We start from the raw sequence: 21,222 nt of genomic DNA, 5'->3' as shown, positions 1-21,222 counted from the left end.
AGCCTCCCCGGCCATGGCCCTAAAATGACAGGTTGCCTTCCGGCCCTTCACGCACCCCACGTTTTCGCTCATGACACAGTTCGCCAAAGAGACCCTGCCCATCAGCCTAGAAGAGGAAATGCGGCGCAGCTACCTGGATTACGCGATGAGCGTGATCGTGGGTCGTGCACTGCCCGATGCGCGCGATGGCCTCAAACCCGTACACCGGCGCGTGCTGTTCGCCATGCACGAGTTGAACAACGACTGGAACCGGCCCTACAAGAAGTCGGCCCGTATCGTCGGTGACGTGATTGGTAAATACCACCCACACGGCGACTCCGCTGTGTACGACACCATCGTTCGCATGGCGCAAGACTTCTCGCTGCGCCACATGCTGGTCGATGGTCAGGGCAATTTCGGTTCGGTTGACGGCGACAACGCAGCGGCCATGCGTTACACGGAAATCCGCCTGTCGAAGATTGCCCACGAAATGTTGGCCGACATCGACAAGGAGACCGTCAACTTCGGCCCCAACTACGACGGCTCGGAAAAAGAACCGCTGGTGCTGCCGTCGCGCCTGCCCAATCTGCTGGTCAATGGCTCTTCGGGCATTGCGGTGGGCATGGCGACCAATATCCCGCCCCATAACCTCAACGAGGTGGTCGATGCCTGCCTGCACCTGCTGAAGCAGCCCGAAGCCACCATCGACGAACTGATGGAAATCATCCCGGCGCCCGACTTCCCCACCGCCGGCATCATCTACGGCATGACCGGCGTGAAGGACGGTTACCGCACGGGTCGCGGCCGCGTGGTGATGCGCGCCAAGTGCCATTTCGAGGACATCGACAAGGGCCAGCGCCAGTCCATCATCGTGGACGAACTGCCCTACCAGGTGAACAAGAAGACGCTGCAGGAACGCATTGCCGAGTTGGTGCACGAGAAGAAGATTGAAGGCATCAGCCACATCCAGGACGAGTCGGACAAATCGGGCATGCGCCTGGTGATCGAACTCAAGCGCGGCGAAGTGCCCGAGGTGGTGCTCAACAACCTGTACAAGCAGACGCAGCTGCAGGACACCTTCGGCATCAACATGGTGGCCCTGATCGACGGTCAGCCGCGCCTGTGCAACCTCAAGGATCTGATCCAGGTGTTCCTGGAACACCGCCGCGAAGTGGTGACGCGCCGCACAGTGTTCAACCTGCGCAAGGCGCGCGAGCGCGGTCATGTGCTCGAAGGCCTGGCGGTGGCGCTGGCCAACATTGACGAGTTCATCAAGATCATCCGCGAGAGCCCCACCCCGCCGGTGGCCAAGGCCGAGCTGATGACCCGCAGCTGGGACAGCCAGCTGGTGCGCGAAATGCTGACCCGTTCGCGCATGGACGGCGGCGTGATCAACGCCGACGACTACCGCCCTGAGGGCCTGGAGCGCGAGTTTGGCATGGGCAGTGATGGCCTGTACCGCCTCTCCGAAACGCAGGCGCAAGAGATTCTGCAGATGCGCCTGCAGCGCCTGACCGGCCTGGAGCAGGACAAGATCGTGGCCGAGTACAAGGAAGTCATGGGCGTCATCGACGACCTGCTCGACATCCTGGCCAAGCCCGAACGCGTGTCCACCATCATCGGCGAAGAACTCACCGAAGTGAAGACAGAGTTCGGCCAGACCAAGCTCGGCGCGCGCCGCAGCGAGATCGAGCACAGTGCACAGGACCTTTCCACCGAAGACCTGATCACGCCCACCGACATGGTGGTCACGCTCAGCCACAGCGGCTACATCAAAAGCCAGCCGCTCTCCGAATACCGGGCACAGAAACGCGGCGGTCGAGGCAAGCAGGCCACCGCCACGAAAGAAGACGACTGGATCGACCAGCTCTTCATCGCCAACACACATGACTACATCCTGTGCTTCTCCAACCGCGGCCGCCTGTACTGGCTCAAAGTCTGGGAAGTGCCGGCCGGTTCGCGCGGCTCGCGGGGCCGCCCGATCGTCAACATGTTCCCCCTGCAAGAGGGCGAGAAGATCAACGTGGTGCTGCCGCTGACCGGCGAGATGCGCAGCTTCCCGCAGGACCGCTACGTGTTCATGGCCACTTCGATGGGCACGGTCAAGAAAACCGCGCTGGACGAATTCAGCAACCCGCGCAAGGCCGGCATCATCGCCGTGGACCTGGACGAGGGCGACTTCCTGATCGGTGCCGCGCTGACCGATGGGCAACACGACGTGATGCTGTTCTCCGACGGCGGCAAGGCGGTCCGTTTTGACGAGAACGACGTGCGCCCCATGGGCCGCAATGCGCGTGGCGTACGCGGCATGATGATCGAAGAAAGCCAGAGCGTGATCGCCATGCTGGTGGCCGAAGACGAACAGCAAAGCGTGCTCACCGCCACCATCAACGGCTATGGCAAACGCACGCCGATTGGCGAATACACCCGCCATGGCCGTGGCACCAAGGGCATGATCGCGATCCAGCAGAGCGAGCGCAACGGCAAGGTCGTGGCCGCCACCCTGGTCCACACCGACGACGAGATCATGCTGATCACCGACAAGGGCGTTCTGGTGCGCACCCGCGTGTCGGAAATCCGCGAGATGGGCCGGGCCACGCAAGGCGTGACCCTGATCGCGCTGGACGAAGGCTCCGAGCTTTCCGGCTTGCAACGCATCGTGGAGAACGACGCCAATGTGCCCGAGCTGGCGGACGACAGCGAGGCTGACAGCACGGACGAGCAGCCGTGATGCAGCGCCCGTACAACTTTTCAGCGGGTCCGGCCGCGATGCCGGTGGAAGTGCTGCAGCAGGCAGCGGCCGACATGCTGGACTGGCACGGCAGTGGTATGAGCGTGATGGAGATGAGCCATCGCGGCAAGGAGTTCATGTCCATCATCGAGGCGGCCGAAGGCGACTTGCGTGAACTGCTGGCGGTGCCACCGAACTTTCGCATCCTGTTCATGCAGGGTGGCGGCCTGGCCGAAAACGCCATCGTGCCGCTGAACCTGTCGCGTGGCGGCGTGGTGGACTTCGTGGTCACAGGCAGCTGGAGCCAGAAGTCGTTCAAGGAAGCCCGCAAGTTCTGCGATCCCCGCCTGGCGGCCAGCAACGAGGCCGACTCACACACCCGCCTGCCCGCGCCGGGCAGCTGGCAGCTCAGCCCCGATGCGCAATACGTGCACCTGTGCAGCAACGAAACCATCCATGGGGTCGAACTGCACGAGCTGCCCGACCTGAAGGCACTCGGCAGCAACGCACCGCTGGTGATCGACTTCTCGTCCCATGTGGCCTCACGCACCGTGAACTGGCAGCGCGTCGGGTTGGCTTTCGGCGGCGCCCAGAAGAACCTCGGCCCGGCGGGCGTCACCCTGGTGGTCGTTAGGGAGGACCTGCTCGGACACGCGCTGTCGATCTGCCCGAGCGCCTTCGACTACAAGACCGTGGCCGACAACGGCTCGATGTACAACACGCCGCCGACCTACGGCATCTACATGGCGGGGCTCACCTTCCAGTGGCTCAAGCGCCAGACCGAGGGCAACCTGCGGGGGATCGCGGCCATGGAACATCGCAACATGGCCAAGGCCGAGCTGCTCTACGGCTTCATCGACCAGTCTTCGTTCTATGTGAACAAGGTCGCTCCGGACTGCCGCTCGCGCATGAACGTACCGTTCTTCCTGCGCGATGAGTCGCGCAACGAGGCCTTCCTCGCCGGTGCCAAGGCCGCGGACCTGTTGCAGCTCAAGGGCCACAAATCGGTCGGTGGCATGCGCGCCAGCCTCTACAACGCCATGCCGCTGGAAGGCGTGCAGGCCTTGGTCGCCTACATGCGCGATTTCGAACAAAAACAGGCTTGAAACCGGCCGACCCCACGATGAAACAACCCACACAGTCCGAAGCACTGGGCGCCTTGCGGATCCAGATCGACTCGCTGGACCAGCAACTGCTGTCGCTGCTGAACCAGCGTGCCCGGGTCGCCGAACAGGTGGGCGAAATCAAGCGCGCCGAGGGCTCACCTTTCTTCCGCCCGGATCGCGTCGCCCAGGTGATCGAAAAGATCCAGGCGGCCAACCAGGGACCCTTGCTGAACCAGCATGTGGCCTCGATCTGGCGCGAGATCATGTCGGCCTGCCTGGCGCTGGAAGCACCGCAGCGCGTGGCCGTGCTGGGTCCCCAAGGTACGTTCTGTGAGCAGGCCGCCATCGAGTTCTTCGGCAGCGCCGCCAACCTGATCTACTGCGCCAACTTCGACGAGGTGTTCCACGCCACGGCGGCCGGCACAGCGCAGTACGGCGTGGTCGGCATGGAGAACTCCACCGAAGGCGTGGTCGCCCGATCGCTCGATCTGTTCCTGCGCTCGCCGGTGCACGTGGTCGGCGAGGTGAGTCTGCTGGTGCGCCACAACCTGTTGCGCCAGCTGAACGAACTGGACGGCATCGAGGTGGTGATGGCCCACCCCCAGGCCCTGGCCCAGTGCCAGAACTGGCTCAGCCAGCACCTGCCCAACGCCGAGCGCCGCGCGGTGTCCAGCAACGCCGAAGGCGCCCGCCTGGCCGCCACCAACCCGGCCTGGGCCGGCCTGGCGAGCGAGCGCGCCGCGGCCCAGTTCGGCCTGCACATCGTGGCCCACGCGATCCAGGACGAGGCCTACAACCGCACACGCTTTGCAATCATCAGCCTGCCGCAGACCCTGGCCATGCCGCCCGCATCGGGCAAGGATTGCACCAGCCTCGTGGTGTCGGTGCCGAACCGGCCCGGTGCGGTGCACGACCTGCTGGTACCGCTGAAGAACAACGGCGTGTCCATGACGCGCTTTGAATCCCGTCCGGCCAAGTCCGGCCAGTGGGAGTACTACTTCTACATCGACATCGCAGGCCATCCCTCGCAGCCCCATGTGGCGGCGGCGCTGGAGGAGCTCAAAGGCCTTTGCGCGTTTTACAAGGTTCTGGGCGCCTACCCGGTCAGTGAATAAGATGCATCACCTCGTTCCAATGGCTTCAATGGGGTTCTCCAGGGGTCTGCATGTTTGAACAACTCGGGCTGATCGGTTGCGGCCTGATGGGTGGGTCATTCGCCCTCGCCCTCAAGAAAGCCGGTCTCGTCAAACGCGTCGTGGGCTACAGCAAGTCACCATCCACCACCGAGCGCGCGCGCCAGATGGGCGTGATCGACGTGGAAGCGCCGTCCGCCCTGCTGGCCGTGTCCGGTGCCGACCTTGTGCTGCTGGCCGTGCCCGTATCGGCCACGGAAGCGACCTTCAAGGCCATCCGGCACCTGCTGAACAACAACACCCTCGTCATGGACGTCGGCTCCACCAAGCGCGAGGTGATCGACGCCGCACGCCGCGTGCTGAAAGACCAGGTCGGTGTGTTCGTGCCCGCGCACCCGATCGCGGGCAAAGAGCTCTCGGGCGTGGAGCATTCCGACGCCGAGCTCTACACCGGGCGCCAGGTCATCCTGACGCCGATCGAACGCACCTTGACGGCACAGATCACCAAGGCCCAGCAGGTCTGGACGGCACTGGGCTGCCATGTTCAACAGATGTCCCCCGAAGCCCACGACGCAGCGTACGCAGCGGTCAGCCACCTGCCGCACCTGATCGCGTTTGCGCTCATGAATGCGATCACCGGCCAGGCCCAGGCGAAACAATTCCTGTCGCTGGCCGGACCGGGTTTCCGTGATTTCACCCGCATAGCCGCGAGTGATCCGAGCGTCTGGCGCGACATCCTCACCTCCAATCGAGAGGAGTTGATCGCCCAGTCCCGGCATTTCCAGCGCGCCCTGCACGCCTTTGAGAACGCCATCAGTGCCGGCAATCCGGATGCCCTTGAATCACTGATTGAACAGGCCAGCAGCTCGCGCGCACACTGGCGCATGAGCGCCATCAAACCGCAAAACTGAGCGCGTTTCGCCGATCACGATCGGCGGTGCCCGCCGTTCGCCCACTTCGATCATGTACGCCATCGACCACCTCGACGTCCCCCCCCTGCGCAGCGCAGGCGGGACCGTGCGCCTGCCCGGCTCCAAGAGCATCTCCAACCGCGTGCTGCTGCTCGCGGCCCTGAGTGTCGGATACACCGACATCACCGATCTGCTGGATTCGGACGACACCCGGGTGATGCTGGCCGCACTGACCCAGCTCGGCTGCCGCATCGAACCCCAGGCCGATGGCGCCCTGCGGGTGCATGGGCTCGGCGGTGCCCTCCCCGTGAAGCAGTCACAGCTTTTTCTGGGCAACGCTGGCACGGCGATGCGCCCGCTGACCGCCGCGCTGGCGCTGCTGGCCAGTGTGCACGGCGGTGCGTTTGAACTCAGCGGCATCGCCCGCATGCACGAGCGCCCGATCGGCGACCTCGTGGATGCGCTGCGCCAGCTCGGCTGCCCGGTGGACTGTCTGGGCCAGGAGGGCTACCCACCGCTTCGGCTGGGCAACGGAACCCCTCAGACGCTGGCGCTCGACCAGCCGATCCGCGTGCGTGGCGACGTGTCCAGCCAGTTCCTCACGGCCCTGCTGCTGGCGCTGCCGCTGGTCGCAACGGACCGAACCCCCACGCTCGGCACTGGTGTGTCCTCGCGCCCCCCCGAGGGGACTGTCCCGTCTTGGGGCGGCCCGGCGACGGGACGGGACATCGTGATCGAGGTGGTGGGCGAGCTGATCTCGCGCCCCTACATCGAAATCACGCTCAACCTGCTCGAACGCTTCGGCGTGTCGGTACGGCGCGATGGCTGGCAACGCTTCACCATCCCTGCCGGCAGCCGCTACACCTCACCCGGGCGCATTCCGGTTGAAGGCGATGCGTCATCGGCCAGCTATTTCATCGCCCTGGGTGCGCTGGCGCCGCCAACATCCGGCAGCGATGGCATCACCATCGAAGGCGTGGGTCTGTCCTCGATCCAGGGAGACATCCGCTTCGTCGAAGCCGCCCGCCTCATGGGCGCAGACATCTCCGGCGAAGCCAACCGCCTGCACATCCGCCGCGGGGCCTGGCCCCTCAAGGCCATCGATCTCGACTGCAACCACATCCCCGATGCCGCCATGACCCTGGCCGTGATGGCCCTCTTCGCCGAGGGCACCACCACGCTGCGCAACATCGCCAGCTGGCGCGTGAAGGAGACCGACCGCATCGCAGCCATGGCGACCGAATGCCGCAAGTTCGGCGCGCTGGTGGAGGAAGGGGCTGACTTCATCCGCATCACGCCGCCCAGCACCTGGACAACCGGTTCCATTCATACCTACGACGACCACCGCGTGGCCATGTGCTTCTCGCTGGCAGCGTTCAACCCGGCTGGCCTGCCGGTGCGCATCGAAGACCCGAGGTGCGTGGCCAAGACCTTCCCGGACTATTTCGAGACCTTGTTCGAGGTTTGTCAAACCCCGCCACAGGCCATCCCCGTGATCTGCATCGACGGGCCCACCGCTTCGGGCAAAGGCACGCTGGCGTCCGAAGTGGCGCAGCGCCTGGGCTACCAGTTGCTCGACTCCGGCGCGCTGTACCGCGCCACGGCGCTGGCGGCGCAGGACGCTGGTGTGGACCTGGACGACGAGTCCGCCCTGGCGCGACTGGCAGCGCAGCTGCCGCTGGCCTTTCGCGACCACAAGGTGTTCTTGGGCGGCCGTGACATCACCGACCCCCTGCGCCTGGAATCCACCGGTGGCATGGCGTCCCGGGTGTCGCAGCACCTGGCGGTGCGAACCGCCCTGCACGCGCTGCAACTGGGCTTCAGGCGCCTGCCCGGCCTGGTGGCCGATGGGCGCGACATGGGCACGGTGATCTTTCCCGACGCACAATTGAAGGTGTATCTCACCGCCAGCGCCGAGCAGCGCGCACAACGCCGGCATAAGCAGTTGATTTCAAAGGGAATTGCTGCTAATATCGACAGTCTCTTGGCAGACCTGAAAATGCGCGATCACCGGGACTCGTCCCGTGCCCACGCGCCGCTCAAGCCCGCTGAAGATGCTTTGTTGCTGGACAACTCCGAACTGGGTATCGAGCAGTCGGTACAGCTAGTCCTGAACTGGTGGCAAGGCAAAACGGTGTTTTCGGAAACCTGAAAACACCGCCTTGATGGCCCAGACGGCACAGCCGGGCGTTCTCAGCCCGCAGGCCCGACGGTTCTTTCACTTAACCCCGCGGTGCCACGCACCGCAATGTCAACGCCGCCCAACCGTCGTTACCCGTTCCAGCCACCTCACCGTGGTTGCTGCGCCGACGCTGAGTGGCTCTAGGAAATTCAATGTCTGAATCTTTTGCCGCCCTGTTCGAAGAGTCCCTGAAACGCGCTGAAATGCGCTCGGGCGAAGTCATCACCGCTGAAGTCGTTCGCATCGAACACAGCCACGTGGTGGTCAACGCTGGCCTCAAGTCCGAAGCCTACGTTCCGCTCGCCGAATTCAAGAACGATCAGGGCGAACTCGAAGTCCAGGTGGGCGACTTCGTGTCGGTTGCCATCGACTCCGTGGAAAATGGCTTCGGCGACACCCTGCTGTCGCGCGACAAGGCCAAGCGCCTGGCTTCGTGGATGTCGCTGGAAAAGGCTCTGGAATCCGGCGAATTCGTCACCGGCACGACCTCCAGCAAGGTCAAGGGCGGCCTCAAGGTCATGGTCAACGGCATCAGCGCCTTCCTGCCGGGCTCGCTGGTCGACAGCCGTCCGACCAAGGACCTGACCCCTTACGAAAACAAGACCCTGGAATTCAAGGTCATCAAGCTCGACCGCAAGCGCAACAACGTGGTGCTGAGCCGCCGCGCCGTGGTGGAAGCCTCCATGGGCGAAGAGCGCGCCAAACTGATGGACACGCTGAAAGAAGGCGCCATCGTCAACGGCGTGGTCAAGAACATCACCGAATACGGTGCGTTCGTGGACCTGGGCGGTATCGACGGCCTGCTGCACATCACCGACATGGCCTGGCGCCGTGTCCGTCACCCGAGCGAAGTGGTGACGGCTGGCCAGGAAATCACCGCCAAGATCCTGAAGTTCGACACCGAGAAGCACCGCGTTTCCCTGGGTCTGAAGCAGATGGGCGACGACCCCTGGATGGGCGTTGCACGCCGCTACCCGCAAAGCACCCGCATGTTTGGCAAGATCACCAACATCGCCGACTACGGCGCGTTTGTTGAGCTGGAGCCAGGCATCGAAGGTCTGGTGCACGTGTCCGAAATGGACTGGACCAACAAGAACGTGGCCCCCTCCAAGCTGGTGTCGCTGGGCGACGAAGTCGAAGTCATGGTGCTCGACATCGACGAAGACAAGCGCCGCATCTCCCTGGGCATGAAGCAGTGCCGCGCCAACCCCTGGCACGAGTTTGCTGAACAGACCAAGCGCGGCGACCGCGTCAAGGGCCCGATCAAGTCGATCACCGACTTCGGCGTGTTCGTCGGCCTGGCCGCCGGCATCGACGGCCTGGTGCACCTGTCCGACCTGTCCTGGAACGAGACCGGCGAAGCCGCCGTGCGCAACTTCAAGAAGGGCCAGGAAGTCGAAGCCATCGTGCTGGCCATCGACGTGGAACGCGAGCGCATCTCCCTGGGCATCAAGCAGCTCGACGGCGACCCGTTCACCACCTTCGTGTCGGTCAACGACAAGGGTTCCGTGGTGACCGGCAAGGTCAAGACCGTGGACGCCAAGGGTGCTGAGATCGATCTGGGCGAAGACGTCATCGGTTACCTGCGCGCCTCCGAAATCAGCCGTGACCGCGTGGAAGACGCGCGCAACGTGCTGAAAGAAGGCGACGAAGTGACCACCGTGGTGATGAACGTGGATCGCAAGACCCGCAACATCCAGCTGTCGATCAAGGCCAAGGACATGGCGGACCAGAACGAAGCCATGCAGTCCCTGAGCCAGCAATCGGCCCGCGAAAACGCCGGTACCACCAGCCTGGGCGCCCTGCTGCGCGCCAAGCTCGACAACAACAACTGAGCCGACTGAATCCGGGCGGGTGCGTCACAGCACCTGCCCGGACCACAGCCCGTCAGCCTGACAAAGCCCTTTTCCAGACATGACCCGTAGCGACCTCGTTGAAGCACTGGCCGGCCGTTTTGGCCAGCTCACCCAACGCGACGCCGAGTTCGCCGTCAAAGCGATCCTCGATGCGATGGGTGATGCCTTGGTCAAAGGGCACCGGATTGAAATCCGGGGCTTCGGCAGTTTCTCCGTCAACCGCCGCTCACCCCGCATCGGACGCAACCCGCGTTCGGGCGAGAGCGTGATGATTCCGGAGAAGCGCGTTCCGCACTTCAAGCCAGGCAAAGCCCTGCGCGAACAGGTGGACGCGAAGACCGCCGAGATCCTGGGGCGAGAACAGAAAAAGGCGGACTGATCGAGAGACTGGATCGCTACAATCGTCCCACCACAGAGGGGCTGATTTGAAATACCTGATGTGGCTGCTCAATGCAGCCATTTTTTTTGTGCTTTTCGCATTCGCGCTGAACAACCAGGACGCGGTCACGCTGCACCTGTTCTTTGGTGCGCAGTGGCAGGCTCCGCTGGTGCTGGTGCTGTTCATCGCCCTGCTGCTGGGTGTGAGCCTGGGCGTGCTCGTGATGTTGCCGTTGTGGCTGCGTGCAAGGCGCGCGCGCCAACCTGCCGCCTCCCGTTTGAGCGCGTCAGATACTGGTGTTGACACCCTCACGCCACCCGCTCCGTAGCGCGACATGGATCTTGATCTCACCTGGCTCCTCTGGGGCCTGCCCATCGCGTTTGCACTCGGCTGGGTCGCCTCAAGGCTCGATCTTCGGCAGTGGCGCATCGAAAGCCGCCAGACACCCAAAGCCTACTTCCGGGGCCTGAACCACCTGCTCAACGAGCAGCAGGACCAGGCCATCGACGCCTTCATCGAAGCCGTGCAGGGCGACCCCGACACGGCCGAACTGCACTTTGCCTTGGGCAATCTCTTTCGCCGCCGGGGCGACTACGACCGTGCCGTGCGCGTGCACGAACACCTGCTGGGCCGCGCCGACATCAACCGCAAAGACCGTGACCGCGCCCAGCACGCCCTGGCGCTGGACTTCCTCAAAGCCGGCCTGCTCGACCGCGCCGAAGCCGCCCTGCACAAACTCGAAGGCTCGGCCTTCGAAGGCGAAGCCTTGCTGGCGCTGCTGGCCATCTACGAGCGCTCGCGCGACTGGCGCCAGGCCCAGGCCGTCGCGCAGCGCCTTGAAGCGGCCGAACAGGGCAGCTTCACCACCCGGCTGGCGCACTACCAGTGTGAAGAGGCCGAACTGGCCCAGAAAAATGGTGACACCGCGCTGGCACAGCGCCTGCTGGGCGAGGCGGTGCAACACGCGCCCCAGTTGCCACGGGGCTGGATGGCGCTCTCGGCGCTCAAAGCCCAGCAAGGCGATGCCGCCGGCGCACTGGCCGCCCTGAAACAGCTGGCGCAACAGGCTCCACAAGGCCTGCCGCTGGCCGCCCATGCGCTCGCGGAGCTGGCGCTACAAACCGGGCGGCAGGCCGAGATTCTGGTGCTGCTGCAGGCCGCCCACGAACACAGTCCTTCGCTCGACGTGACCGAGGCCCTGGCCCGGCTGAGCCCGGATGCCGAGAGCGCCCGCGCACGTTATCTCAATCACCTGGAACGTGAGCCCTCGCTGGTGGTGGCCACGCAGTGGCTGGCCGGCGAAACCTTGTCGGACCCGCGCGCGCAGAAGCAGGTGCAGAGTGCGCTGGAGCAGGCCAGCAACCCCCTCAAACGCTACCGCTGTGCAGCGTGTGGTTTCGAGGCACGCCAGCACTTCTGGCACTGCCCGGGCTGCCAGAGCTGGGACAGCTACCCGGCACGGCGCGTAGAAGAGCTTTGACGCCCCCCGCGCCGCGCCTGCGGCGCGTCACCCCCCCACTGGGGGGCAACGCTGGCGGCCCGGCGGAGCCGGTTCCGCGGCGTTCTGGGTTGGGCTTCCCCTCCGCTTCAAACGTGTTGCCCACTCCAAATTTCCTGCAGCCAGGATTCCAGATCATGCACCGGTCTTCCGGTGGCTTGGGCCACAGCTGCCCGGTACGGCGGCATGTTGGTGCACTCCAGCACCAGGTGCTGCACCTCGGGATGCCTCGCCACCAGGCGCATCGCCGCCTCCACCACGTCATCCGATGCCTGACGAAGGTCCAGCGAGGTGTCGTCGGCCAGGATGCGCGATTGCAGCTCGCACCCTGGCCGCAGCCCTTCCGCGGGTGTGCCCGCCGGTACGCCCGCACGCTGCAACAACCCGGCCTGCAACGAAGCGGCGTCGAAGGTCACGATGCCCGGTGACGGCAGCCGGGCGCATTGCAGCAGGCTGGAGGTGATCACGGGCACGTCCACCGCCGCCTGCAACTCGGCTTGCCAGCCGGCCAGAAAGCCACAACTGGTGGTGATGAGCCGGGCACCCTGACGGGCCAGCGAACGGGTGGCCGCCACGAAGGGTTCAAGCAGCGCCGGGTCTTGCGCCTGCACCACGCGCCGGGCCGAAGCCCCCGGCACGGTGACGAAGCGCACCGGGATGCCGGCGCGTTCCCAGGTGACCGGGCTGCCGATGTCGCCCGGCGGGCGCGGGAAACGCGTGTCCAGCATGATCACGCCCAGGCATCCCTCGGCGGCGGTCTTCGTGTCCTTCATGGCGATAAGCTGCGGGTTGAAAACACCAACGATGGGAACATGAAAACATGACGCAGGCAAGGCGTGGACAACAGGTGGTGGTGCTGGGCGCCGGCATGGTGGGCATCGCTTGCGCGCTCTCGTTGCGCCAGCGTGGCCTGGAGGTGGCCGTGATCGACCCGCTGGGACCGGGCGCTGCGACTTCGCACGGCAACGCTGGCGTGCTGGCGCGCAGCTCGCTCATGCCCTTCAACCACCCCCGGCTGTGGTCTCAGTTGCCTGGCCTGCTTCGCGGGCGCAGCCCGGGCTTTCGTTACGACCCGCTGGCGATGCTGAGCCAGTGGCATTGGTGTCTGTCCTTCCTGTCCCATGCGCGCGAGCGAGACTTCCGCGAGACCACCACCGCGCTGGACGCGCTGATCCGGCACTCGGGTGAGCTGCACCGCCGGTGGATGGACGCGGCCGGTGTCGCGCAGCGCCGCCGCGACGAGGGCTGGCTGTTCCTCTACCGCAGCGAAGCCGGCTTCCAATCGGGCGCTTTCGGGCGCGAGACCCTGGCCCGCTTCGGCGTGTGCACCGCCGAGCTGGGCGCACACGAACTGCACGATCTGGAACCGCATCTGCAGCCCATCTTCCGCAAGGCCCTGTGGGTGAAAGACGCGAGTTCGGTGGACAGCCCGGGTGAGCTGGTGCGCGCCTACGCGCGGTGGCTGGTGGAACTCGGCGGGCAGCTGCAGACCGCCGAGGCCACACGCCTGCAACGCGACAACGGAGGCTGGTCCGTCGGCACGGGCGATGGACATTCGCTGCGTGCCGATCACGTCGTGGTCGCGCTCGGCCCGTGGTCGCGCGATTTCCTTCGACAGCATTTCGGATTGAAGCTGCCGATGGGATTCGAGCGCGGCTACCACCGGCACTTCACGCCAGCGAATGGCGCGGCACTCAACCGACCGGTGTACGACACCGCCGCCGGCTACGTGCTCGCGCCCATGGCGCAAGGGCTGCGGCTGACCACCGGGGTGGAGCTGAACGCACAACACGCGCCGCCACGGCCGGCGCAACTGGACGCTGCCGAGCGGGCCGCGCGCGAGGCGCTGGCGCTGGGTGAACGGACGGCAGAACCCGACTGGCTGGGCAGCCGCCCCACCCTGCCCGACAGCCGCCCGATGGTCGGCGAATGTCCCGGTCAGCCCGGGGTCTGGCTGGCGCTGGGCCACCAGCACATCGGCTTTTCCACCGGGCCGGGCACAGGAGAACTGCTGTCCCAACTCATGCTGGGCGAGCCCACCACCCTCGACCCGAACCCGTTCAGGCCACAGCGGTTCCTGCGTACATGAGGTTCACATCCGCCCCGGCAGCCACATCACGATCTGCGGAAACCACCACAGCAGGCACACGGCCAGCACCATGAGGAAGAAGTAAGGCATGCAGACGCTGGCGATCCAGTTGATCTCGCGCTTGGTCATGCCCTGCAGCACGAACAGGTTGAAGCCCACTGGCGGCGTGATCTGCGCCATCTCCACCACGATGACCACGTAGATGCCGAACCAGATCAGGTCGATGCCCGCGGCCTGTACCGTCGGTATCAGCACACCCATGGTCAGCACGATCATGGAAATGCCGTCGAGGAAACAGCCCAGCAGGATGAAGAACAGCGCCAGCGCGATCAGCAGCAACCCCGGCGACAGGCCCAGCGAACCCACCCACTCGGCGAGGTGGCGAGGCAGGCCGATGTAGCCCATGGACAGCGTGAGAAAAGCCGCCCCGGCAAGGATCAGCGCCATCATGCAATACAGGCGGGTGGCGCCCAGCAGCGCATCCTTGAAGTTCTGCCAGTTGAGCGACTTCTGGTACGCCGACAGCATCAACGAGCCGACCACACCGATGGCGGCCGCCTCGGTGGCGGTGGCCACGCCGACGTAGATCGAGCCGATCACACCACCGATCAACAACACCACCGGGATCAGCTCGCTGGAAGCGCGCAACTTGTCGGTGAAGCTCATGCCGGGATCGGCCTGCGGAATCTTGTCGGGGTTGAGCAGCGACCAGACCATCAGGTAACCGCTGAACAAGCCCGCGAGCATCAGGCCCGGAATCATGCCCGCCACGAAAAGCTTGGCGATCGACACCTCGGCGGCCACGCCGTAGACGATCATCACGATGGAGGGCGGGATCAGCAGGCCCAGCGTGCTGGCGCCACCCAGCGAGCCGATGACGCGCTCCGGCGGGTAGCCGCGTTCGGTCAGTTCAGGGATCGTCATCTTGCCGATGGTGGCGCAGGTGGCCGCCGACGAACCCGACACCGCCGCAAAGATCGTGCTGCCCAGGATGTTGGTGTGCAGCAGCCGACCGGGCAGCGCATTGACCCAGGGCGCCAGGCCCTTGAACATGTTTTCCGACAGCTTGGTGCGGAACAGGATCTCGCCCATCCAGATGAACAGCGGCAACGCCGTCAGCGTCCAGCTGCTGGCCGAGCCCCAGATGGTGACGGCCATGGCGTCGCCCGCACTGCGCGAGGAAAACAGCTCCATGCCGATCCAGGCCACGCCGGCCAGCGTGAGGCCGATCCAGACGCCGCTGCCCAGCAGGGCGAACAGGGTGACGATCAGAAACCCGGTGACGACCATCTCATTCATGGTGGGTCTCCGATCCGTCGATGCGTTGGCGCTGGCCACGGGCTTCCAGCACCCATTCGTCCACGAAAGCGATGAACAGCACCAGCGTGCCGAACGCCATCGCCAGCTGGGGTATCCAGAGTGGCGTGGCGTCGTTGCCGGTGGAGATGTCGTGGAACTCGATCGACTGCCACACCAGGCGCGCCGCGAACCAGGCGAACAGGCCCGAGAGCAGCACCGCGACGCTCAGCGACCAGAGCTCCAGGCCCCGGCGGGCACGGCCCGTGAGCATGCCCAGCACCAGCGTGACGCGGATGTGCTCGTTGCGCTTGAGCGTGTGCGCCAGCGCCAGGAAACCGGCGGCGGCCATGGCGTAGCCGGCGTAGGCGTCCGTGCCCGGCACGTGGAACTGGAACTGCCGGCCCAGCACCGACAGCAGCACCATGACCAGCACGCCGATCATGAACACCGCCGCGAGCCAGGCGCAGCCGTCGTACAAGGCATTCAGCGTGCGTCGCATGGAGCTGCCGTGGCTCACTTGCGGAACGCGTCGACCATGGCCTGGCCTTCAGGGCCGGCTTTGGCGAGCCACTCTTTGAGCATGGTGTCGCCGACCTGCTTCATGTCGGTCTTGAGCTGCGCGGGCGCCGGCAGGATCTGCATGCCACCGGCCTTGAGTTTGTCCAGGCTTTCGCCGTTGGCCTTCTTGCTCTCGGCCCAGCCGCGGGTCTCGGCGTCGGCAGCGGCCTTCAGCACGGCATCCTGCGTCGGTTTGTCCAGCGCGTCGAAGGCCTTCTTGTTCACCAGCAGCGCGTTCTTGGGCAGCCAGGCCTGGGTGTCGTACCAGTACTTCACATGTTCATAGAGCTTGGCATCGGCACCGGTCGAGCCGCTGGACATCATGCTTTCGGTCACGCCGGTGGCGAAGGCCTGGCTGACCTCGGCCGCCTGCACGGTGACCGGCTGGGCGCCCACCAGCTCGGCGATGCGCGCGGTGGCCGGACTGTAGGCGCGCCACTTGATGCCCTTGAGGTCGGCCGCGCTGTTGAGCGGCTTCTTGCTGTACACACCCTGCGGTGGCCATGGCACGGCAAACAAGACCATCATGCCCTGCTCGGCCAGCTTCTTCTCCAGCACCGGGCGCTGCACCTTCCAGAGCTTCGCCGCTTCGTCGTAGCTGTCGGCCAGGAACGGCAGGCCGTCGGCGCCGAACACCTGCCATTCGTTCTGGTAGTTCACCAGCAGGATCTCGCCGGCCTGGGCCTGACCGCCCTGCACCGCGCGCTTGATCTCGGGCGCCTTGAACAGCGCGGCGTTGGCGTGCACCGTCATCTTGAGCTTGCCGCCGCTGGCCTTGTCCACGTCGGCCGCGAACTGGCTGATGTTGACCGTGTGGAAGTTGGTGGCCGGGTAGGCGGTGGCCAGATCCCACTTGGCCTGGGCATACGCCGAGGTCGAAAGTGCGAGCGCGGCAGCGGCCATCGAGAGTTGGAATGCGCGACGTTTCATAGGAGCTCCGGTGGGTGAGGTGGAACAGATTGCAGGCAGACCCTGCGGGAAAGGGTGCACGGACTGTAGGCGCCGGGCTGGCGGATTGTGATGGGTGTTTTCCCTTATCGTCAACAAATTGTTGGCAAATCATCAGCAAAAAATCTAAACTCGGCGCCATTGCAGGAGAGCACATGGCCAAGACACCCAAAGCAACAACCACGCCCGCCGCCAAGGCACCCGGCTCGCACATCGTGTCGTCGGCGCACCTGGTCTCGCCCCAGAGCGCGGAGATGAGCGAGTTCGAGTTCGGCCTGATCGTGGCCAGCAACGCCTTCCACCGCTGGGTGGTGCACTGCATGTCGGCCGCGGGGTTGAAGGACCTGATGCCGCTGGACGTGCTGGTCCTGCACCACGTCTCGCACCGGGCGCGGGACAAGCGCCTGTCCGACATCTGCTTCATCATGAACATCGAGGACACGCACCTGGTCAACTACTCGCTCAAGAAGCTGGTGGGCCTGGGCGTGGTGGTGTCCAGCAAGTCGGGCAAGGAAGTGACTTACGCCGCCACCGAAGCCGGCAGCGTCAGCGTGCAGCGCTACCGCGAGATCCGCGAGCAATGCCTGATCCAGGCGCTGCACGCGGACGACGCGCTCAACAAGGACATCGGCGAGCTGGCGCGGCTGTTGCGCGTGCTGTCGGGCATGTACGACCAGGCGGCACGGTCCGCGGCTTCACTGTGAAGACCCCCCGCCTGCTCGCCCTCGGCGACAGCGCCTGGACGCTGGAGTTCGGCAGCGCCATCGACCCGGCCATCAACGCCCGCGTGATGGGCTTGGCCGATCGCGTGGCGCAGGCGCGTGACTCGGAACCGCTGCTGGCAACGATCACCGATGTGGTGCCCACCTTCCGCTCGCTCACGGTGCACTACGGCCCACTGGAGGCCGACGCCCTCGCGCTGGGCGAGAGACTTCTGGCTCTGGCACAGGAAGGTCAGCTTCAGATGAAGCAAGGCCGCCTCTGGCACCTGCCCGTGTGCTTCGACGCCGACTTCGCGCCCGACCTGCCCCGATTGGCCGACGCCCGAGGACTGAGCCCGGACGAGGTGATTCAGCACCTGATCGCCGCCACCTTCCATGTCTACATGCTCGGCTTCCAGCCCGGCTTCCCGTACATGGGCGGCGTGCCGCCCGAGCTGCACATGCCGCGTCTGCCGGCGCCGCGCCAGAAGGTACCGGCGCAATCGCTGGCCGTGGCCGGCGAGATGTGCGCGGTCTACCCCTGGGACAGCCCCGGCGGCTGGAACCTGATCGGGCGCACGCCGGTGGTGCTGTTCGACCTGCGCCACGCCGACCAACCGGCCATGCTCGCGGCCGGCGACGACGTGCGCTGGTACGCGGTGGATCGCAAGGCGCACGACGCACTGACCACCGGGATCGCCCAAGGTCTGTCGCGCGAGACTTTTCTGAAGGCACCTGGCGCATGAACGGCATGGTAGAGATTGTTCAGCCCGGCATCGGCACCACCGTGCAGGACCACGGCCGCACGGGCCACCGGCACCACGGCATGCCGCTCTCCGGCTGGCTCGACGGACCGCTGGCCCGCGCTGCCAATGCGCTGCTCGGCAACCCGCCTGACGCCGCCGTGCTGGAACTGCGGGGCATGGGCACCGTGCTGCGCGTGACGGCCGGCCCGGTGCGCGTGGCGCTGGCCGGCCGCATCGCCGCCACCTGCCAGCGCCGCGACGGCAGCCGCAGCCCCCTGTCCGCCTGGCACAGCGCGACCCTGCGCGAGGGCGACCAACTGCTGCCTGGACCGGCCGAGAGTGGCTGCGCCTACCTCGCCGTGACCGGTGGCCTGCTCATGGAGCCCCAGCTCGGCAGCCGCTCCAGCTACTGGCGCGCGGGGCTGGCCGGTGCGCTGGGCCGCGCCTTTCTCCCGGGCGATCAACTGCCCTGCGGAACCTGGGATCTCACCGATCCCAGGGAATGGCGTTGCCGTTCGCCGTGGACCACCAATGAAGGCCCGGTGCGCGTGCTGCTCGGCCCGCAGCAAGACCACTTCACCGCCGACGCCATCGCGCAGTTCCTGAGCCAGGACTGGGAAGCCACCGCCGCGCAGGACCGCATGGGCCTGCGCTTCCAGGGCGAACCGCTGGCGCACGTCAACGCTGCCGCGGCGGACATCGTGTCCGACGGCGTGACGCCCGGTGCCATCCAGGTGCCGGCCAACGGCCTGCCCATCGTGCTGCTCGCCGACGGCCAGACCGTGGGCGGCTACCCCAAGATCGCCACCGTCATCAGCGCCGACCTGCCCCGGCTGGCGCACCTGAAGCCCGGCACGCGCGTGCGCTTCGAAGCCGTGAGCCACGCAGCGGCGCACCGCGCCTTGCTGGACGAACACGAACGCTGGCAACGCTGGCTCGCCTCGCACGAGACCTACCTGCCATCCGGCACGGTGGACGAAACCGCGCTCTACGCATCCAACCTGATCGACGGCATGCTGCGCGCCGACCCCTGAACAGGAGCACCCGATGACCCAAACGACCATCAACCTCAATGCCGACCTCGGCGAAAGCTTCGGCGCCTGGCGCATGGGCGACGACGCGGCGCTGCTGCAGGTAATTGGCAGCGCCAACATCGCCTGCGGCTTTCACGCGGGCGACCCGGTCGTGATGCGCGAGACCGTGCGCCTGGCGCTGGCCAACGGCGTGAGCCTGGGCGCGCACCCGGCGTTCCCGGACCTGCAGGGCTTTGGCCGACGCGCGATGCAGCTGTCGGCCAAAGAGCTGGAGGCCACCATCCTCTACCAGGTGGGCGCGCTGCAGGCCATGGCCGTGGCCGAAGGCGGCGTGGTCACGCACGTCAAGCCCCACGGCGCGCTCAACAACATCGCCTGCGCCAACGCCGAAGTGGCCGCCACCGTTGCGCGCGCCGTGCGGGCGCTGGACCGCGAGCTCATCCTGCTCGCACCCGCCCTCTCGGCGCTCGAAGCCGCCGCTGAGGCGGCCGGGCTGCGCGTGGGCCGCGAGGTGTTTGCCGACCGCACCTACCAACAAGACGGTCAGCTCACACCCCGCTCGCAGCCCGGCGCCGTGCTGCACGACGCCCAGGCCTGCGTGCAGCACGTGCTGCGCATGCTCGACGCGCAAGGCATCGTCACCGCCAACGGCCAGCGCCTGCCCACCCCCATCCACAGCATCTGCGTGCATGGCGACGGGCCCGACGCCGTGGCCTCGGCGCAGCAGATCCGTCTGGCGCTGGAGAAGGCGGGTTACCAGCTCGCACCGCTGACATCGCTGGTCTGAGAGGCTGAGAGTCTTTCGTCCGTGCCCGCCTTGCACGCCAAAACGGCCCAGCTCGTCGTTGCAAATGCTCGCCGTAACCCGGGCTACGGCTGTGCTTTGCGCCTAGATCCGGGCCGTTTTGGCGCGCCTTTCAGGCCCGGCCAAAAAACGCTCAGCCTCTGAACCCCGGGGTTGGGCTGGGTATCATCAAAGCCCCTCACCCCAACCCTCTCCCGCTGACGGGAGGGGGCGCCGGTCCACAACGCACCGGCACAACCCAAGGAATTCCGTGTTCAAGAATGTAACGATCTACCGCATCGCGCCCGGCTGGACGGCGACGCTGGAGTCGATGGAAGCCGCGCTCGACGCGGCCCGTTTTGTGCCCTGCGGTGCCACGCAGGACAAGGCCGTGGGCTGGGTCGAGCCGCGCGGCGAGGCGCACGGCCCGCTGGCCGAGTCCGTGGCCGGGCAGCGCATCCTCAAACTGATGATCGAGACCAAGGCAGTGCCCGGCTCGGTCGTGCGCGAGAAGGCGGACGAAGAGGCCGAGCACATCGAGGCCGCCACCGGCCGCAAGCCCGGCAAGAAGCAGATGAAAGAACTGCGCGAAGACGCGCTGCTGTCGCTGCTGCCGCAGGCCTTTCCGCGCCGCATGGCCGTGTGGGTCTGGATCGATCTGGCCAACGGCCTGCTGGTCACCGACGCCAGCAGCCAGGGCAAGCTCGACGAGCTGGTGACCGCCCTGGTCAACGTGTTCAACGACCTGTCCCTCACCCTGCTGCAGACCGCCATCACGCCGCAGACCGCCATGACCTCGTGGCTGTCTGCTCCGGTGTCCGATGAAGACGAAGGTGGTGCGCCCGGCGGTTTCTCGGTGGAGCGCGAGTGCGAGCTCAAATCGGGCGACGAAGAGAAGAGCGTCGTGAAGTTCACCCGCCACAACCTCGCCACCGACGAGGTGCGCAAACACATCACCGAAGGCAAGCTGCCCACGCGTCTGGCCATGAGCTGGGAAGGCCGCATCGGCTTCGTGCTCACCGAGTCCATGCAGCTGAAGAAACTCGCGTTCCTCGAAGGCGTGTTCGACGACCGCGCCAGCGACGGCGAGAGCGGCTTCGACACCGACGTGGCGCTGAGCACCGGCGAGCTGAACAAGCTGATCCCCGAACTCATCGAAGCCCTGGGCGGCGAGATCGTGCCCGGTATGGCGATGCCCGATGCACCAACGGCCGCACCGGCCAAACCCAAACAGGAAGCCGTCACCGCCGTGGGCGAGGACGACGACCCGCCGTTCTGAACGCCACTG

At 66.0% G+C, this 21,222-nt stretch carries 19 protein-coding genes; 15 read left to right on the top strand and 4 right to left on the bottom strand.

Annotation, left to right across the window (positions count from 1 at the left end; translation table 11 throughout):
• The first annotated feature begins 70 nt into the window (after positions 1 to 70).
• The 9 genes from gyrA (at position 71) to lapB (ending at position 11,757) form a co-directional block, all read left to right on the top strand.
• Complete coding sequence (gyrA, locus tag ACN5W5_RS01795; RefSeq protein WP_420046890.1) at positions 71 to 2,710, top strand: DNA gyrase subunit A; 2,640 nt, start codon at positions 71 to 73, stop codon at positions 2,708 to 2,710.
• Complete coding sequence (serC, locus tag ACN5W5_RS01790; RefSeq protein ID WP_420046889.1) at positions 2,710 to 3,816, top strand: 3-phosphoserine/phosphohydroxythreonine transaminase; 1,107 nt, start codon at positions 2,710 to 2,712, stop codon at positions 3,814 to 3,816. Before gyrA ends, serC begins: the two co-directional genes overlap by 1 nt.
• A 17-nt stretch (positions 3,817 to 3,833) precedes the next feature.
• The gene (gene pheA / locus ACN5W5_RS01785) at positions 3,834 to 4,931 is read left to right on the top strand and encodes a prephenate dehydratase (RefSeq protein ID WP_420046888.1); all 1,098 of its coding nucleotides are present in this window, start codon (positions 3,834 to 3,836) and stop codon (positions 4,929 to 4,931) included.
• Between the two features lie 50 nt (positions 4,932 to 4,981).
• Entirely contained in the window at positions 4,982 to 5,860 is an 879-nt protein-coding gene (locus ACN5W5_RS01780) for a prephenate dehydrogenase (RefSeq protein ID WP_420046887.1), read from the top strand.
• A 52-nt stretch (positions 5,861 to 5,912) separates the two neighbouring features.
• Entirely contained in the window at positions 5,913 to 8,012 is a 2,100-nt protein-coding gene (locus ACN5W5_RS01775) for a bifunctional 3-phosphoshikimate 1-carboxyvinyltransferase/cytidylate kinase (RefSeq protein ID WP_420046886.1), read from the top strand.
• Between the two features lie 182 nt (positions 8,013 to 8,194).
• Positions 8,195 to 9,877 carry a 30S ribosomal protein S1 gene (gene rpsA, locus ACN5W5_RS01770; RefSeq protein ID WP_420046885.1) on the top strand — a complete coding sequence of 561 codons (1,683 nt, stop codon included), beginning with the start codon at positions 8,195 to 8,197 and terminating at the stop codon, positions 9,875 to 9,877.
• 79 nt (positions 9,878 to 9,956) lie between these two features.
• Positions 9,957 to 10,277 (top strand): integration host factor subunit beta, encoded by a 321-nt coding sequence (locus tag ACN5W5_RS01765; protein WP_177139177.1) that lies wholly within the window; start codon positions 9,957 to 9,959, stop codon positions 10,275 to 10,277.
• Positions 10,278 to 10,323: 46 nt separating this feature from the next.
• Positions 10,324 to 10,605, top strand: coding sequence for a lipopolysaccharide assembly protein LapA domain-containing protein (locus ACN5W5_RS01760; RefSeq protein ID WP_420046884.1), 282 nt, complete (start codon positions 10,324 to 10,326; stop codon positions 10,603 to 10,605).
• A 6-nt stretch (positions 10,606 to 10,611) separates the two neighbouring features.
• Positions 10,612 to 11,757, top strand: coding sequence for a lipopolysaccharide assembly protein LapB (gene lapB, locus ACN5W5_RS01755; RefSeq protein WP_420046883.1), 1,146 nt, complete (start codon positions 10,612 to 10,614; stop codon positions 11,755 to 11,757).
• 107 nt (positions 11,758 to 11,864) lie between these two features.
• On the opposite strand, the gene ACN5W5_RS01750 is transcribed toward lapB, so the two are convergent.
• Positions 11,865 to 12,548, bottom strand: a complete 684-nt coding sequence (locus ACN5W5_RS01750; RefSeq protein ID WP_420046882.1) for an aspartate/glutamate racemase family protein — start codon at positions 12,546 to 12,548, stop codon at positions 11,865 to 11,867.
• A gap of 47 nt (positions 12,549 to 12,595) precedes the next feature.
• Here ACN5W5_RS01750 and ACN5W5_RS01745 point away from each other — a divergent pair, with 47 nt between their 5' ends.
• A complete protein-coding gene (locus ACN5W5_RS01745) occupies positions 12,596 to 13,864 on the top strand; it encodes an NAD(P)/FAD-dependent oxidoreductase (RefSeq protein WP_420046881.1) in 1,269 nt (422 codons plus the stop codon).
• A gap of 3 nt (positions 13,865 to 13,867) precedes the next feature.
• Here the strand turns inward: ACN5W5_RS01745 and ACN5W5_RS01740 are convergent, their stop codons facing one another.
• The 3 genes from ACN5W5_RS01740 to ACN5W5_RS01730 are packed head-to-tail and all read right to left on the bottom strand — an operon-like array spanning position 13,868 to position 16,651.
• On the bottom strand, positions 13,868 to 15,163 hold the full coding sequence (locus ACN5W5_RS01740) for a TRAP transporter large permease (protein WP_420046880.1): 1,296 nt from the start codon (positions 15,161 to 15,163) through the stop codon (positions 13,868 to 13,870).
• A complete protein-coding gene (locus tag ACN5W5_RS01735) occupies positions 15,156 to 15,662 on the bottom strand; it encodes a TRAP transporter small permease (RefSeq protein ID WP_420046879.1) in 507 nt (168 codons plus the stop codon). The genes ACN5W5_RS01740 and ACN5W5_RS01735 overlap by 8 nt, the downstream gene beginning before the upstream one ends.
• Positions 15,663 to 15,676: 14 nt before the next feature.
• The gene (locus ACN5W5_RS01730) at positions 15,677 to 16,651 is read right to left on the bottom strand and encodes a TRAP transporter substrate-binding protein (RefSeq protein ID WP_177139188.1); all 975 of its coding nucleotides are present in this window, start codon (positions 16,649 to 16,651) and stop codon (positions 15,677 to 15,679) included.
• A 173-nt stretch (positions 16,652 to 16,824) separates the two neighbouring features.
• On the opposite strand from ACN5W5_RS01730, the gene ACN5W5_RS01725 reads away from it, so the two are divergent.
• The 5 genes from ACN5W5_RS01725 to ACN5W5_RS01705 all read left to right on the top strand — a co-directional run bounded on the left by ACN5W5_RS01725 (position 16,825) and on the right by ACN5W5_RS01705 (position 21,213).
• The gene (locus tag ACN5W5_RS01725) at positions 16,825 to 17,373 is read left to right on the top strand and encodes a winged helix DNA-binding protein (protein WP_420046878.1); all 549 of its coding nucleotides are present in this window, start codon (positions 16,825 to 16,827) and stop codon (positions 17,371 to 17,373) included.
• Complete coding sequence (pxpB, locus tag ACN5W5_RS01720; RefSeq protein WP_420046877.1) at positions 17,370 to 18,116, top strand: 5-oxoprolinase subunit PxpB; 747 nt, start codon at positions 17,370 to 17,372, stop codon at positions 18,114 to 18,116. The genes ACN5W5_RS01725 and pxpB overlap by 4 nt, the downstream gene beginning before the upstream one ends.
• Positions 18,113 to 19,150 carry a biotin-dependent carboxyltransferase family protein gene (locus ACN5W5_RS01715; RefSeq protein ID WP_420046876.1) on the top strand — a complete coding sequence of 346 codons (1,038 nt, stop codon included), beginning with the start codon at positions 18,113 to 18,115 and terminating at the stop codon, positions 19,148 to 19,150. The genes pxpB and ACN5W5_RS01715 overlap by 4 nt, the downstream gene beginning before the upstream one ends.
• Before the next feature lie 13 nt (positions 19,151 to 19,163).
• On the top strand, positions 19,164 to 19,937 hold the full coding sequence (locus tag ACN5W5_RS01710) for a LamB/YcsF family protein (protein ID WP_420046875.1): 774 nt from the start codon (positions 19,164 to 19,166) through the stop codon (positions 19,935 to 19,937).
• A gap of 268 nt (positions 19,938 to 20,205) precedes the next feature.
• Positions 20,206 to 21,213 (top strand): recombination-associated protein RdgC, encoded by a 1,008-nt coding sequence (locus ACN5W5_RS01705; RefSeq protein WP_420046874.1) that lies wholly within the window; start codon positions 20,206 to 20,208, stop codon positions 21,211 to 21,213.
• The last annotated feature ends 9 nt before the right edge of the window (positions 21,214 to 21,222 follow it).

The sequence above is a fragment of the Hydrogenophaga sp. ZJX-1 genome (assembly GCF_048590325.1).
GTDB lineage: Bacteria > Pseudomonadota > Gammaproteobacteria > Burkholderiales > Burkholderiaceae_C > Hydrogenophaga.
This window is presented reverse-complemented; position numbering and strand designations above follow the sequence as displayed.

What these genes read in the sequence shown, in the direction of transcription:
- gyrA (WP_420046890.1), top strand. Translation starts at nt 71, where the DNA reads ATGACACAGTTCGCCAAAGAGACCCTGCCCATCAGCCTAGAAGAGGAA.
- serC (WP_420046889.1), top strand. Translation starts at nt 2,710, where the DNA reads ATGCAGCGCCCGTACAACTTTTCAGCGGGTCCGGCCGCGATGCCGGTG.
- pheA (WP_420046888.1), top strand. Translation starts at nt 3,834, where the DNA reads ATGAAACAACCCACACAGTCCGAAGCACTGGGCGCCTTGCGGATCCAG.
- ACN5W5_RS01780 (WP_420046887.1), top strand. Translation starts at nt 4,982, where the DNA reads ATGTTTGAACAACTCGGGCTGATCGGTTGCGGCCTGATGGGTGGGTCA.
- ACN5W5_RS01775 (WP_420046886.1), top strand. Translation starts at nt 5,913, where the DNA reads ATGTACGCCATCGACCACCTCGACGTCCCCCCCCTGCGCAGCGCAGGC.
- rpsA (WP_420046885.1), top strand. Translation starts at nt 8,195, where the DNA reads ATGTCTGAATCTTTTGCCGCCCTGTTCGAAGAGTCCCTGAAACGCGCT.
- ACN5W5_RS01765 (WP_177139177.1), top strand. Translation starts at nt 9,957, where the DNA reads ATGACCCGTAGCGACCTCGTTGAAGCACTGGCCGGCCGTTTTGGCCAG.
- lapB (WP_420046883.1), top strand. Translation starts at nt 10,612, where the DNA reads ATGGATCTTGATCTCACCTGGCTCCTCTGGGGCCTGCCCATCGCGTTT.
- ACN5W5_RS01750 (WP_420046882.1), bottom strand. Translation starts at nt 12,548, where the DNA reads ATGAAGGACACGAAGACCGCCGCCGAGGGATGCCTGGGCGTGATCATG.
- ACN5W5_RS01745 (WP_420046881.1), top strand. Translation starts at nt 12,596, where the DNA reads ATGACGCAGGCAAGGCGTGGACAACAGGTGGTGGTGCTGGGCGCCGGC.
- ACN5W5_RS01740 (WP_420046880.1), bottom strand. Translation starts at nt 15,163, where the DNA reads ATGAATGAGATGGTCGTCACCGGGTTTCTGATCGTCACCCTGTTCGCC.
- ACN5W5_RS01735 (WP_420046879.1), bottom strand. Translation starts at nt 15,662, where the DNA reads ATGCGACGCACGCTGAATGCCTTGTACGACGGCTGCGCCTGGCTCGCG.
- ACN5W5_RS01730 (WP_177139188.1), bottom strand. Translation starts at nt 16,651, where the DNA reads ATGAAACGTCGCGCATTCCAACTCTCGATGGCCGCTGCCGCGCTCGCA.
- ACN5W5_RS01725 (WP_420046878.1), top strand. Translation starts at nt 16,825, where the DNA reads ATGGCCAAGACACCCAAAGCAACAACCACGCCCGCCGCCAAGGCACCC.
- ACN5W5_RS01715 (WP_420046876.1), top strand. Translation starts at nt 18,113, where the DNA reads ATGAACGGCATGGTAGAGATTGTTCAGCCCGGCATCGGCACCACCGTG.
- ACN5W5_RS01710 (WP_420046875.1), top strand. Translation starts at nt 19,164, where the DNA reads ATGACCCAAACGACCATCAACCTCAATGCCGACCTCGGCGAAAGCTTC.